General features: G+C 44.8%; 11 protein-coding genes. 4 read left to right on the top strand and 7 right to left on the bottom strand.

Annotated features, from left to right (window positions below; genetic code table 11):
- Window positions 1-2: 2 nt before the first annotated feature.
- Window positions 3-548: a GNAT family N-acetyltransferase gene (locus K5L93_RS04635; RefSeq protein WP_152781889.1), complete on the top strand. Its 546-nt coding sequence runs from the start codon at window positions 3-5 to the stop codon at window positions 546-548.
- On the opposite strand, the gene K5L93_RS04630 is transcribed toward K5L93_RS04635, so the two are convergent.
- The 4 genes from K5L93_RS04630 to K5L93_RS04615 all read right to left on the bottom strand — a co-directional run bounded on the left by K5L93_RS04630 (window position 545) and on the right by K5L93_RS04615 (window position 3,668).
- The gene (locus K5L93_RS04630; protein ID WP_220718671.1) at window positions 545-1,042 is read right to left on the bottom strand and encodes a hypothetical protein; all 498 of its coding nucleotides are present in this window, start codon (window positions 1,040-1,042) and stop codon (window positions 545-547) included. The two genes, K5L93_RS04635 and K5L93_RS04630, sit on opposite strands and share 4 nt — an antisense overlap.
- Before the next feature lie 49 nt (window positions 1,043-1,091).
- The gene (locus K5L93_RS04625; RefSeq protein WP_220718670.1) at window positions 1,092-1,799 is read right to left on the bottom strand and encodes a glycerophosphodiester phosphodiesterase family protein; all 708 of its coding nucleotides are present in this window, start codon (window positions 1,797-1,799) and stop codon (window positions 1,092-1,094) included.
- A gap of 67 nt (window positions 1,800-1,866) precedes the next feature.
- Window positions 1,867-2,700: an ion transporter gene (locus K5L93_RS04620; protein ID WP_246614985.1), complete on the bottom strand. Its 834-nt coding sequence runs from the start codon at window positions 2,698-2,700 to the stop codon at window positions 1,867-1,869.
- 83 nt (window positions 2,701-2,783) lie between these two features.
- Window positions 2,784-3,668 (bottom strand): LysR family transcriptional regulator, encoded by an 885-nt coding sequence (locus tag K5L93_RS04615; RefSeq protein ID WP_220718669.1) that lies wholly within the window; start codon window positions 3,666-3,668, stop codon window positions 2,784-2,786.
- Window positions 3,669-3,772: 104 nt separating this feature from the next.
- On the opposite strand from K5L93_RS04615, the gene K5L93_RS04610 reads away from it, so the two are divergent.
- Window positions 3,773-4,984, top strand: coding sequence for an MFS transporter (locus tag K5L93_RS04610; RefSeq protein WP_220718668.1), 1,212 nt, complete (start codon window positions 3,773-3,775; stop codon window positions 4,982-4,984).
- A 2-nt stretch (window positions 4,985-4,986) separates the two neighbouring features.
- Here the strand turns inward: K5L93_RS04610 and K5L93_RS04605 are convergent, their stop codons facing one another.
- Window positions 4,987-5,733 (bottom strand): hypothetical protein, encoded by a 747-nt coding sequence (locus K5L93_RS04605; protein WP_220718667.1) that lies wholly within the window; start codon window positions 5,731-5,733, stop codon window positions 4,987-4,989.
- Window positions 5,734-6,023: 290 nt separating this feature from the next.
- Here K5L93_RS04605 and K5L93_RS04600 point away from each other — a divergent pair, with 290 nt between their 5' ends.
- Window positions 6,024-9,008: an ExeM/NucH family extracellular endonuclease gene (locus K5L93_RS04600; RefSeq protein ID WP_220718666.1), complete on the top strand. Its 2,985-nt coding sequence runs from the start codon at window positions 6,024-6,026 to the stop codon at window positions 9,006-9,008.
- Between the two features lie 65 nt (window positions 9,009-9,073).
- On the opposite strand, the gene K5L93_RS04595 is transcribed toward K5L93_RS04600, so the two are convergent.
- Window positions 9,074-9,844 (bottom strand): class I SAM-dependent methyltransferase, encoded by a 771-nt coding sequence (locus K5L93_RS04595; protein ID WP_220718665.1) that lies wholly within the window; start codon window positions 9,842-9,844, stop codon window positions 9,074-9,076.
- Between the two features lie 105 nt (window positions 9,845-9,949).
- A complete protein-coding gene (locus tag K5L93_RS04590; protein ID WP_220718664.1) occupies window positions 9,950-12,400 on the bottom strand; it encodes an EAL domain-containing protein in 2,451 nt (816 codons plus the stop codon).
- A 214-nt stretch (window positions 12,401-12,614) separates the two neighbouring features.
- On the opposite strand from K5L93_RS04590, the gene K5L93_RS04585 reads away from it, so the two are divergent.
- On the top strand, window positions 12,615-12,962 hold the full coding sequence (locus K5L93_RS04585; RefSeq protein ID WP_220718663.1) for a hypothetical protein: 348 nt from the start codon (window positions 12,615-12,617) through the stop codon (window positions 12,960-12,962).
- The last annotated feature ends 114 nt before the right edge of the window (window positions 12,963-13,076 follow it).

Below are 13,076 nucleotides of genomic sequence, written 5' to 3'. Positions count from 1 at the left end.
ACATGCGCGGCAAGCACGTACTTATTCGCCCTTACTTACCAAGCGATGCTGTCGCCCATGCCGAGGCGGTTCGCGAAACGGCTATTAGCGGCTGTCGTTGGCTAGATTGGATGGAAGAAGATTACCCTGAAGAGGAAAGCCGCTCTTGGTTAGCGCTAAGCCAGGCTGCAATCGCCAAGAATATTGCCTTTGATATGGGCATATTTGCGAGCCAAGGTGGTGAGTTTTTGGGCGCTATTGCCATTAATCGTATTGAATGGAATTACCGCGCTGCCAACCTGGGTTATTGGATAAAAGACAGCGCCAGCGGAAAAGGCATTGCTACCGAAGCCGTGCGTTTAATGGCTGATTATGCCTTTAATGCTTTGCAGCTAAACCGACTAGAGTTGGTTATCGCTGAAGAAAATTTTGCCAGCCGCCGGGTTGCCGAAAAGGCCGGCGCTCAGTTTGAATGCTTAGCACGTGCACGAGTATTGGATTACGGCAAGCCCTGCCATGCGGCAATTTACTCACTGATTGGCGATGACCTACTACAGCCACAAAGTTAGCTATCTACGCTTTTAAGTGATGTACGACCACGTTGGTTAATAAATTTGAGCATCGATTTCCCCAGCAGCCAGGGGAGATCTTGATTCACGGCCTGATAACCTAAATGGCTAGCCACATGGTTAGTAAACTGATTCCATCCAACGTTAGCTAAACGCCACGCCACACTTTTTTGCTGAGACGCATCAATAAACAAATGCACAATCGCCCGAAAACGCGGAGACTCAAGGCTGTCTAACCACGTGAGGCGCAAACTTTCTCGGCTACTTAAATCTAGGTGTTGAATAAAGTTTTGAGTTAGTCGGCTATTTACCGCTGAGGTAATTGATTGCAAGTTAGGGAAGCAGTCGTTAAGTTCAGCGTCGCTAATAGCGCATTGGCTAGCGATGTTCTTCATCTCAATTTGCTGCCAATCACCCTCTAATAGAAAGGCCAATACCTGATCGAGAATACGTTCTTTAAGTTGCTGCTTAGGTGACAAGTTTGCTGGCGTCATGGCTCGCTTCCTGCGAATTAAGTGTGCAAACTTTCCACACACTTAGGGACTATAAAAATCGCTCAGGAAAGTCACTAATAACCATATCCAACCATGGTAACAATGCGGTGATTTCGGTGGGCTCATTTACAGTGTATGTAGACAAACGATAACCCGCCAGTTTGATTTGTTTAGCTTGGGCCACACTCAGCTTTTGATAATTACAATGGCAAGCAACGGCATCAATGTCTGCGAGTTGTTGTCGCCAGTTTTCTGGAGGGGCTTCATAAAGCTGGGCGAGCTCTAATTGCTTGGCATGTTTATGTAAAAACAACAAAATTTGATGATCGAAGCTGGATATCAGCAAATCGCTTAAGGGAAAATTACAGTGCTTAATCTCCTCTAGCACCGCTTCAGCAAGCTGTTGGCGGGGCTGTTGGTGATACTTAAGCTCTAAATTTAGCTTCAACCCTAATTTTTTGGCGTGTATTAAATATTGGCGCAAGCTTGGGATTTGTTGGCCAATAAACTCTGGCGCAAACTTAACTCCAGCATCGATGGTTAGCAATTGATCTAAGCTGTGATCAGCCACTTTGCCGCTGCTGTGGGTGCAGCGATCCAAGTTTTCATCGTGAAATACTATAGCTTGGTGATCACTTGCTAAAAAGGTATCAAATTCGACCCAGCTTAAACCTAGCTCAGCAGCTCGGTCTAAACCTGCTAAAGTGTTTTCTGGCGCGCTGCCTGCTGCGCCGCGATGTCCTACAATAATCACCATAGATTTACCGTTATTAAGTTATGTAATTCAGTTTAGCCCAGCAGACTAATGCCTGAATAATACATTTTTATGATTGTTCTAATAGGCTGGCTCCACAGTGTTTACAGTAGTCTGCATCATGGTCGTGACCTGCGCGCTCACAGTGTAAACAACGATGTTCGCGCTGTTCTCTGCGCATCTCGTTTACTAACTCAGCGCCCACAATGCCGGTTGGCACGGTGATAATGGCAAAGCCGGTTATCATGACTAAAGCCGCCAGTGCTTGCCCTAATGGTGTAGCAGGGGAGATATCGCCATAACCCACGGTAGTAATGGTAACAATTGCCCAGTAGATGCTCTTAGGAATACTGGTAAAGCCGTTTTCGGGCCCTTCAATGGCATACATTAAGGCACCATAAATGGTGGTAATTAAGCAGATACAGAATAAGAACACTAAAATCTTGCGCCTTGCCAGCATTAAGGCGCGCAGTAGCACGTTGGCCTCACTCATATAGCGCACTAACTTAAGCACCCGCAAAATTCGCAATATACGCAGTAAACGAAATAAAAGCATAACTTGAGCGGCGGGGTAAAGCAGCGCTAAATAGGTAGGCAGAATAGCCAATAAATCAACAATGCCATAAAAGCTTTTAGCGTACTCTTTAGGTTGCGGAGAGCAGTACAAGCGGGCGATGTATTCCAGCGTAAAAAATACCGTAAACACCACTTCAATAGCGATAAACCAGGTATGGTAGAGCTGCTCAAACTCACTCACCGAATCTAAGATAACCACGCTTACGCTGGTGATAATGGCGACAACTAATAGCAGATCAAAGCGTTTACCGGCCTTTGAGTTGTAACCAAAAATTATCTCATAAAGCCGCTGCTGCATTGGGCTTTGTTTGCTTGTTTCGTTAGACACACATTCATCCTTGATTAGCTTTCTGGCTTAAGTATATCGGGAATAATACGCAATGGTAGTTGCTGGGTTTTCCGGTTTGTTGATTATGCCTCGACCTGTTTGCAGTTCTCTAATACAAAATCTTTGAAGCGCTGATTGGCTCGAGACATATAGGCGTCGCGACGCCAAGCTAAGCCCAGTTCTAGATAAAATGGCGGATTAAAGCTTAATGAGTGCAGCGAGTCGCCCGGTTGCACCACCATGCTAAGCAGGGTGGTGATGCCAAAATCTCGTGCCACTATCGATTTAATCAACGGTATTAAGTTGGTTTGAAAAGAGACCTGCGGCACTCGCTGCTGCTCACGACTTATTTGCTCAATCACCTTGTGGTGAAAATAGCCCTCTCTAAATAGCACTAACTCATGATCTAAAAACTCTTGGTGGCTAATACTGTCTTGTTGGCTTAGCGGGTTATCTTGGCTACAACAAGCTAGCAGTTCTCCTTTGTAAATTGGTTCGCAATGTAGCTCGGGTGGTACATCGTGGGTGACTACAATGCCTAGATCTAATTCGCCGCTTAGTAGTTTTTTTCTCACCAATTCGGTACCTGCATCTACCACCGAGAGGTTAAGTTGTGGGTAGAGGCTTTTAAAGCCCATGAGTAAAGGCGGGAAGAAATAAGAGCCCATCATGCTAGGAATGCCGATGGTTACCGTGCCGCTTTCTAAGCCTACTAAGGATTGCATGGCTTGTTCGGCGTCTTCGGCCTGTTTAAGCAATTGTATTGCATGCTGGTAAAGAATTTGGCCTTCGGCGCTTAAGCTTACTTTACGCTCATTGCGTTGTAGCAATTGAATGGAGAGCTGCTGTTCCAACTTTTTTATGGTAGCGCTAATGGCTGGCTGGGCAATACCCAAGTGTTTAGCCGCGGCGGTAAAACTAGCTAACTCTACTACCGTTACAAATTGTCGCAGTTGTCGCAGTTCCATTTGTATATCCATAAGTAAAAGTTATCACGGTGATAATACTAATATATTTTATTTATTGGTAGTGGAAGCTTAGGATTTAACTATTCCACGATGTCGAGCACGCTATGCAGTATCAGCAAAACAGTAAAGGTTTTTGGAGAGTCACCGCAGCGGTATCGGCCGCTTCACTGGTAACTTTTTTCAATTTGTATTTGGTGCAACCTTTGCTACCTATGTTTGCCAGTGAGTATCAAGTTTCTCCCTTGGCGGCAAGCGCGATGCTGTCGGCTGCCATGTTAGGCATGGCTTTGGGTTTGCTGCTGTTGGCTTCTTTGTCGGATGCCGTGGGTCGGCGCAAGATACTGCTGTTCTCTATCGCTTTAGTCCCTTGTTTAAGTTTACTGATAGGCTTGGCGCACCCCCAATCGTTTTATGCCATTGTCGCTTTGCGTTTTCTACAGGGTGTTTGTTTGGCTGGTGTTCCAGCAGTAGCGATTGCTTACTTAGCAGAGCAATTAGATCCGCAAGCTTTGATCAAAGCGGTGGGTATTTTTATCGCGGCCAACTCTTTAGGTGGAATTGGTGGGCGTTTACTTGGGGGCTGGAGTGCCGACTTGCTGGGCTCTTGGCAGATGTCGTTTATGGTAGTTGCTTTGCTTAGCTTGTTTATGGCGCTAGCGGTGGTGATGCTACTGCCAGCAGAACAAGCTAAAACCTTAGGTCGCTGGCGCTTATGTCAAAGTCTTGCTAACTATAAGCGGCATATCCGCAACCCACAGTTAGTATGTGCTTACTTAGTGGGAGGCATCGGTTTTGGGGTGTTTATAAACCAGTTCTCTTACCTCACTTTTATTTTGGCCGAAGCACCGTTTTCGCTGCCCGCTAGCCTTACATCGTTATTGTTTCTTAGTTATCTAGGAGGCACATTTACTGCCAGCTCGGCCGGGCGAATTGCGCAACGTTACGGAGGCAAAAGTTGCATAGTGTTGGGTTTGTTGGTGATGACTATCGCCAGCTTATTAAGTCTGTTTGGCGAGCTATGGGTGTTGTTATTGGCAATGGTGGTGTCATCCATGGGCTTCTTTTTCTGCCATGCTCAAGCCAGCGCGTGGGTAAACCAACATGCCACTCAAGCTAAGGCCAGCGCATCAGCTCTTTATACTATTAGTTATTACATTGGCGCAGCAAGTGGCGGCGCATTAATGCAGCCCTTCTTTGCAGCTTGGGGCTGGCAGGGCATTGTGTTGGTAAGTGTTTGCTCACTGTCGGCGGTGGCATTTATGGCGCAGCGTTACCTGCATACTGACGAAGGCGCATTAGAGATTGCTAAGGTGTAAGGCTATAGGCGGGTGATTGCTCCACTGAAATGCTGTTTAGCGTTTTTTATCACTGGGCTGCCATGGGCGGGAATCACATGTTCAAAATCTAGTTCTAATAGGCTTTTAATCTCATTTTTTTCTGGTTTGGCCATTTTTAACCAACCTGGTCCAACATTATAGGCTTTAAGAAAACCCATCATCTTCATGAGCACAGCACCAGCAAAGTTGAAGTAACTATCGGCTGTTTGCCAGTTTTGTAAGCTATCACCGGCAATCAGTACTCCTTTATTTTGTGGTAACAAAATGAGTGACTCCTTGGGCTCGGCTGAACTTATTTCTATATATTTAGCGTCATTTATAGGAAGCTTAGTCTGTTGTGTACTCAGTATATGATCCGGCTCAAAGTAGATGTTTTCTTGTTTGGCTACTCGGCTAAGCTCGCTGTTATATGGTGCGTCAACCGACCACACCTTCGCGCCATAGTGGTGTTTGTAAAATGGGTCGTCCATGCCATGAAAAGCGGCGAGACGAATAACATCGCTTACCTTACCTAGCATATCCAGTTGGCTTAAACCTGCAGGGCTTAGTTGCACCGAATTAATTAACACCAGCTGAGAGCCCTGTTTAACAATACACATATTACGGCTAAACGACATACTCAAGGGTTTAGTCATGGTCACAGTACCAGTTACAAAATAAATATTATCAAATAGTTGCTTTATATCGCCGTGCTTTAAAGCCACGCTTAAAGGCGCTGAATTGTTCATGGTTAAGCCACATTTAGTTGTTTCTATAAACTTAGCTTAAAACCTTTATTTTGCTATCGGTAAATATCTTAATGCCTGGCCTGTTTATATTGTGGTTAGCCTTGCTTTTTCAATCGGCGTGAATGGCGGATTTTTAGCAGTCACAGTGACTATCTTGTTTACAGTTTTGCCATTAAATTGTCACATTTTGTTCGCCATTTTTGTGTTTTATTGTCATTAAATTTCGTCAGGCTAGACCAGTTAATGGCGCCGCTATATGCGGCATTCTTATGGTCTCAGGGACGAGTAATATGAACCCCAGAAATTTTATGTTAGTGGGCCTATGTGCCTTAGGTACTAGCGCTCAAGCGAATGTACTCATTAGTGAATATATAGAAGGTAGTAGTTTTAACAAGGCAATTGAAATTGCGAACTATGGTGATCAAACAGTCGATCTAAGCGCTGGTGACTATCAGCTGCGCTTGTTTTCCAACGGAGCAAGCATTGCCACCAATACCCAAGCGTTAAGTGGCAGTTTAGCGCCAGGCGAAACCTTAGTATTTGTGAACAGCAATGCGGTGATTGGCAATAACGACAATGCCCTAATTCCCCCGGGTGTGGGCATTGAGTCAAGTGTGATTAACTTTAATGGTGATGATGCAGTTGGCTTGTTTGCCAACGATGTATTGCTTGATCGCGTTGGTCAAATTGGCGTGCGTCAAACCTGGAATGATGGCGGCGCTTCAACGCAAAATCAAACCTTGCGTCGCCTTGATGAAAGCAGCCCAGATAACGACAACGGCCAAGAGTTTGTGATTTCATCTCGCTGGTTCAACTACGCAATAAACACTGTTGATGGTCTAGGCTGCATTGGCCAAGATGCTTGTGATAATGGTGGCGGGCCAATTGATCCTCCAATCTCAGAAATTGGCCAATGTGGTGATACAAGCACTGCGATTCATAGCATTCGTTCTGCCAATTTATTAGACCAAGAAGTGGTGGTTGAAGCTGTTGTTGTGGGTGATTTCCAAGGCGATGCCAACAATAATCAATTATCTGGCTTTTTTATACAGCACGCCGATGCTAACTGGGATGCAGACCCTCAAACTTCTGAAGGGATTTTTGTTTACCACTATGCTGATGAGGTTTCGCTAGGCCAACGAGTACGCGTAAAAGCAACTGTAGCCACTTATAGCGGTGGTAATCAGCTTAAAGATGTAAGCGGCTTAATTGTGTGTGGCGAAGAAGCGCTACCTAGTGCAACCAGCCTAAGCTTACCCTTGGTGGATGCGGATCTTTATCACCTAGAAGGCATGCGTGTGGTGCTGCCACAAACCTTGCATGCCACGCCTGCCTACACCTTTAATCGCTATGGTGAAACGGTGTTGTCCTTAGGTAAGCGCTTTAAGTCTACCCAGGTTTACCCAGCCAATACGCCAGAAGCCGAAGCTTTAGCCCTCGCTAATCAGCTTAACCGCTTGGTATTGGATGATGGTTTAAGTTCGCAAAATCCCGATGATATAGCCTACTTCCCTAACTTCTCGGCCTTAAACAGCCTGCGCGCTGGTTCGCAAGTGAGCAATGTTGAAGGTGTTATTAATTACAGTTTCGGCCAGTTTCGGGTGCAGCCTACGGTAGTACCTAACTTTATCGATGCAAACCCAAGAACCACCGAGCCAGAACTAGGCGAGCTAGGTAACTTAACTGTTGCAAGCTTCAACGTGCTTAACTTTTTCACTGATTTAGACATCGACAATGCGACTGATTTTCGTGGTGCGGATACTGCTGAAGAGTTTGAACGTCAGCGGGCTAAATTGGTCTCGGCCTTAGTCGCGATGAATGCCAACGTTGTAGGCTTAATGGAGTTGCAAAACAACGGTTTTGATGAGGCTAGCGCAATTCAAAACTTAGTTGATGCGGTTAATGTTCAGCTGCCCGAGCAACAACATTACGCCGTAGTGAAGCCTTTAAGTGAACGTATTGGCAACGATATGATCACGGTAGGCTTAATCTACCAACCAAGTGTGGTACAAGTTTATGGCGATGCAGAGCTAATTCGCGCTTACCCGTTTGATGCTGATACTGCTAAACATCGCGTTCCTTTAGTGCAGCAATTTAGCATGGTAGACGGCGGCGAGCGCTTTTATGTTGCAGTTAACCACTTTAAATCTAAGGGCAGTAACTGTAATGCCTTAGGCGACCCAGACATGGGAGATGGTCAGGGCAATTGTAATGGTCAGCGCACTTTAGCGGCGCAAACACTGAGCCAGTTTTTTGCCGAAAAACAACAGGTCTTGTTGTTAGGAGACTTTAACGCGTACGCCAAAGAAGACCCAATGTTAGCCTTTGAAACGGCCGGCTTTACTAACCTAGTACCACTGTTCGAAGCAAACAGTTACTCCTACTACTACGATGAAGAAGCGGGCAGTTTAGACCACGCCTTGGCCGATTCAGCCTTAACATCACGAGTGCTAGATGCCACCGATTGGCATATTAATGCCGACGAACCAACCGGTTTAGATTACAACACTGAGTATAAGTCTGATGCGCAAATCACTAACTTTTATGCGCCACATGCTTACCGCGCATCGGATCATGATCCCGTCATCATTGCTTTAGATATGCGCAGTGCGGGCACTATTAGCACCGCGACTGAACTCACCATTGCCGAAGGCAGTAATGGCTCGTTAACGATAGAGCGTTTAGCCGGTGATTTTGGCGATGTAGTGCTTAAGTACCAAGTAGTTGCGGGTTCTGCCGATGAGCAAGATTTAGCATTGCTAAGTGGCGAACTAACTTGGCTTGATGGTGATATGAGTAGCCGTGAGCTAAACATTGCTGCGTACACCGACGAGCTAACAGAGGGAGCGGAGCGCGCCTATTTGCAGTTAAGCATAGAGCAAGGCGCGGCCAGTTTAGCCTTGCCGCAAGTTGAGCTGATTATTCAAGACAACACGCCATTAAGTGTAGCCATGCAGTTTGAGCAAATGAACGTTGCTGAGTCTGCTGGCAACATTACCATCCCGCTGGTGTTAAATGGTGAAGCTAGCACTACTGTTAGTGCGTGGGTATTGGTATTGCCATCGTCTGCTAATTGGTTTGACTACCGCGCGCCGTTTTTCCAGCGTGTACAATGGAGCGAAGGTGAAAGTGGGGTTAAAACGGTGAGCGCAAAAATCGTTGATGATAAGCGCAAAGAAGGTGACGAACGCTTTAAGGTTTACTTGTTCTCAGCCCGTCCTGCCCAACTAGGTAACATTACCAGCACTTGGGTAAATATTAGCGACAACGATTAGCAAATTGTGAATAAATAAAAATAGGCGAGCTTTAAAGCTCGCCCGCTTTATCTGTTTTACACTGCTTAGCTTTTGCTGGCTACAATGGCGTAAACCAGTGGCGAGTTATAGTGCTCGTGTTCATAAACAAACTCGTCGGCTGCGCGCTCGGTTAAATCTTCAAAACAATTGTATGGGCTGTAATCGTATTCGTTTAGCAACTCAATGTTTAAGCCAGCTTGAATCAGTGCATTTACTACATCAGATAAGGGATGACCCCAGGTTAACATTGGGCTCGCTTCGCCATTGTCGTTTTCGGTATAAGTGCCTTCTTCATCTAAATCTGCTTCATCACGGTGAAAGTAACCATAGCCACTGACTAAATCGTGCACCGGATGAAACTCAGCTAAACAAAGCCTGCCGCCGGGTTTTAAGCTGGTTGCTACTACTTGCGCCCAGCGAGTAATGTCGGGCAGCCAACATAGTGCGCCGTAAGACACAAATACCCAGTCATAGGTGGTTTGATTTGTGTCGCCAAAAGCATATACATCACTACAAATAAACTCGGCCTTTAAGCCTGTTTTTTCGGCCAGTTCTTCAGCGCGCTTAATCGCCTCGCTAGAGAGATCAACAGCGGTAACCTCGGCGCCCAAGCGCGCCCAAGATAAGCTGTCTAAGCCAAAATGGCATTGCAGGTGTAACAGCTTTTTACCATTAACATCGCCCATGAGCTCGCGCTCAATAGACTTGAGTGAACTGTTCCCAGCGAGAAATCCATTTACATCATAAAAATCAGAATCTACGTGAAGCTCAGTACGTTTGTCCCAAGCAGCTTTGTTTAGCGCTAAATAGTCCATAATCGTTTCTGTGTGCAAAGTATAATGAGCAATGAGTTTACGTCAGTTTGAACTATTTAGAACGTAAATATTTGCTTTAAATGACACCTGTTGAGGGAATAACTTTTAGTGTTTATTGGCGATATGCTCGTGTTGTAACAGCATATCTTCCAAGGTGATCAAGCCTAAGCAGATACCTGAGTCCCCTTCAACAATTGCAACGGTATAGGGCTGGTTAACAAATTGCTCAAATAAATGTTCGTAGGTGGTATTTATGGCTACCTTTATATGGCTTTTATGCATCACCTGATGAACCCGTTTATTAAGTGTAAGCAAATCTCGGTTTTGTTCTCCTTTGGTATTTAAATAGGGGCTAATTGCCGCATTTACATCACCTTGGTGTAGCACCCCTAAACAGCGACTTTTCTCTATAACGATTAAGTCTCTAGATTGATACTTTTTAAAGCGTTCGACCGCAGTTTTTAACTTGTCGTCGGGTCCAATTTTGGGAAAGTCACGGCGCATAATACTGTGTGCGTTAATAATGTTTTCTTGGTACACATGCTGACTTAAGTGAGGGTATATATTATCTTGCGTGGTAGCCAGAATATCAGCCAAGCTACGTGGTTTACTAAAAATGTAACCTTGCAGCATATCTGCGTTTAACTTGGATAATAGGTAGAGCTCTTGTTGGGTTTCTACGCCTTCGGCGATCACCTTTCCCCCCATTTTATGGGTGAGCTTGCACAGCATGTCGATCATTGCGTATTCGTTAGATTCTTCCGTTAAACCTGACACAAATGAGCGATCAATTTTTACAACGTTTACCGGAATTTGCCGCAGATAAGAGAACGACGAATAGCCGGTACCAAAGTCATCTAAGGCAATGGCAATATTACGTGCTTTAAGTTTGTCTAACCACTCAGAGTGGTAGTAAGAATCATCAAAATAGGCAGACTCGGTGAGCTCTAAGGTAATTAAGCCTAAATCTATATCACTAGCTTCAAAAATATTTAGGGTGTCTTCCAAACAACAATGAGAGACCCTATCGTTAACCACTGAGCGATTAATTGACATCCCTAAGCTATTGCTACGGTAATGTTTTTGTAAAATAGGTAAATCGTGTAAGGCTTGTTTGGTGACTGCCGCATCAATTTGGTCAATCCAGTTGTATTCTTCGGCTATCTCAATTAACTCTTGCACGCTGTAGGGGATGTTTGTATCTAGCTTTACTCGGCATAATGCTTCGAATTTAACAATTTTTAGCTCGGGCAAAGCAACAATAGGTTGGTAATAAGCTTCTATTTTGTTGGCTGTAAGCGCTTGTCTTAGTAAGGTAGCTAAAGTCGCTTTTCGGTTAAAGCGCTTGGATAAACGCCGATCAAAATAATATAAGGAAGAGTCGTTGCCTTGGCTATTTGCGATGAGCGCTTGGCTAGCATGTGCCAACATTTGTGATGGGCTAGAGGCATCAATTTGTAGTACCGAGGCACCACCATGTACAGTGGCAGACAGGCCAATATCTTCATAACTATTGTGCCCCTCCAATGCGGCTAGAGCGCTTTTTAAAGTGTGTTCAATGTCTTCCATTTGCTTGGGTACTATCCAATAAGCAGCAAACATTTTTTCGTTAAGTATGCCTAAGTGACCTCGTTGACTAAGCTGGCTAAAGCGTTGCGCCACTAACCATTGGCGCGTTACTGCACTGGTGGCTTGTGCAAGGTTAACGCTAAATACCAAGGTCACTATGGTCACGTCATTACTAAGCTGCTTATAATCAGCATTTAGTTTCTTGCTAAATGCGTTTTTGTCGGGAACATGCACCTTTGAGCTGGCGTTCGGGTTGTCTTCGTCCCACAGGTCGGCAGAGGTATCTAAGCGGTGGCTAGAGGAAACATAAACGTGGTCTTGGCCTGGCAAATCAATACGCTGAATACGGGCCTCATGGGCGTATACCTCACCTTGTTTGGTTTTTGCTAACAATTCGCCGGTCCAAATTTTTTGCTCGTCTACATGGCTCCACAGCTTTTGATAAAAAGATTGTGTATAGCGGCCACTTTTAAGTATTGATGCTGGCTGGCCTAATAATTCATGTTCTTGGTAGCCAGTGTTGTTACACCATGCCTTGTTCACTATTAAAATAGTGTGATTAATATCGGCAATCATTAGGCCTTCATTTGACTGAGCAAAAATACGTTTTAAAAATGCTAGCTCTTGTTGTTTAGTCAGAAAATACTGCTTTAACTCAATAGTACCGGTAATCACCTTGTCATTTTTTGGTAGGGGATTAATGACAATCTCAGCAATGTAGCGATGTTGGTAAGCATTTAATATAGCGGTTTGAATAATCGGTTTACCGGTGTCTATTACTTGGCGAATATGCTTCTTGAGTAGTGATACTTGGTTTTTTTCAAAGGCCGCAAAAAGCTGGGAAAGCGTGATCACCGATTGACTAGGGTAACCCAGCATAGCAATAAGTTGCTGAGGGCAAGTAAAGTTGTTGTTTTGTAAATCAATACTCCAAGCTTGGGGAGCAAAATCTTTAACTTTTTGAAATGATGATTCATCAACGACCATTATTCACTTCTCAATGTGGTTTGGTTTGTTTGTGGGTACTTGTCATTACAAATAACAATTAGATTGCTCACTTAAACTCTAGCAAACCTTGAGTTAAGTTACTGACAAATTAGTGCCTTAATGTTGATGGTTTGCTTTAGTTCAATATTTCAAGGTGTTTATATTCACTCTGTTCAAGCTTATTTTCAACAGGCTGTAAGTCTCCCTTAGGGATATGGCTAAAGCTTACAATGCAAAAAGAAAGGCTGCCTCGCGTTATCTTTTTTCCTCGTTACTCAGTGCCAAGCGCGCCTGCGCAACTCGCTACGCTCAAACAGTGCTCGGCTTAATTGCTAGGCTCTTGCGTGACTCGGTGATAATGAGGGTGAATAACTTACTATCGACGATGGTGTTCTATTTCGCCTTTCGGCGACGTCATTTTTCTTTGGCGACTAAAGAAAAACGAAGCAAAAAGAAAGGTCGCCCCGCATTATCTTATTTCCTCGTTACTCAGCGCCAAGCGCGCCTGCGCAACTCGCTACGCTCAAACAGTGCTTGGCTTAATCGCTTGGCTCTTGCGTGACTCGGCGATAATGTAGGGGAGCTGATAATTGACTGCAGTGGTTAGTTTCGCCTGTCGGCGACGTCATTTTCTTTGAACAGCCAAAGAAAACGAAGCAAAAGAAAGGCTGCCCCG

The sequence above is a fragment of the Agarivorans litoreus genome, from assembly GCF_019649015.1.
Taxonomy (GTDB): Bacteria; Pseudomonadota; Gammaproteobacteria; order Enterobacterales; family Celerinatantimonadaceae; genus Agarivorans; species Agarivorans litoreus.
This window is presented reverse-complemented; position numbering and strand designations above follow the sequence as displayed.

Bases quoted from the DNA above. Each gene is read 5' to 3' on its own strand.
- K5L93_RS04610 (WP_220718668.1), top strand. From the start codon at position 3,773: ATGCAGTATCAGCAAAACAGTAAAGGTTTTTGGAGAGTCACCGCAGCG.
- K5L93_RS04615 (WP_220718669.1), bottom strand. From the start codon at position 3,668: ATGGAACTGCGACAACTGCGACAATTTGTAACGGTAGTAGAGTTAGCT.
- K5L93_RS04585 (WP_220718663.1), top strand. From the start codon at position 12,615: ATGGCTAAAGCTTACAATGCAAAAAGAAAGGCTGCCTCGCGTTATCTT.
- K5L93_RS04635 (WP_152781889.1), top strand. From the start codon at position 3: ATGCGCGGCAAGCACGTACTTATTCGCCCTTACTTACCAAGCGATGCT.
- K5L93_RS04595 (WP_220718665.1), bottom strand. From the start codon at position 9,844: ATGGACTATTTAGCGCTAAACAAAGCTGCTTGGGACAAACGTACTGAG.
- K5L93_RS04625 (WP_220718670.1), bottom strand. From the start codon at position 1,799: ATGGTGATTATTGTAGGACATCGCGGCGCAGCAGGCAGCGCGCCAGAA.
- K5L93_RS04600 (WP_220718666.1), top strand. From the start codon at position 6,024: ATGAACCCCAGAAATTTTATGTTAGTGGGCCTATGTGCCTTAGGTACT.
- K5L93_RS04605 (WP_220718667.1), bottom strand. From the start codon at position 5,733: ATGAACAATTCAGCGCCTTTAAGCGTGGCTTTAAAGCACGGCGATATA.
- K5L93_RS04590 (WP_220718664.1), bottom strand. From the start codon at position 12,400: ATGGTCGTTGATGAATCATCATTTCAAAAAGTTAAAGATTTTGCTCCC.
- K5L93_RS04630 (WP_220718671.1), bottom strand. From the start codon at position 1,042: ATGACGCCAGCAAACTTGTCACCTAAGCAGCAACTTAAAGAACGTATT.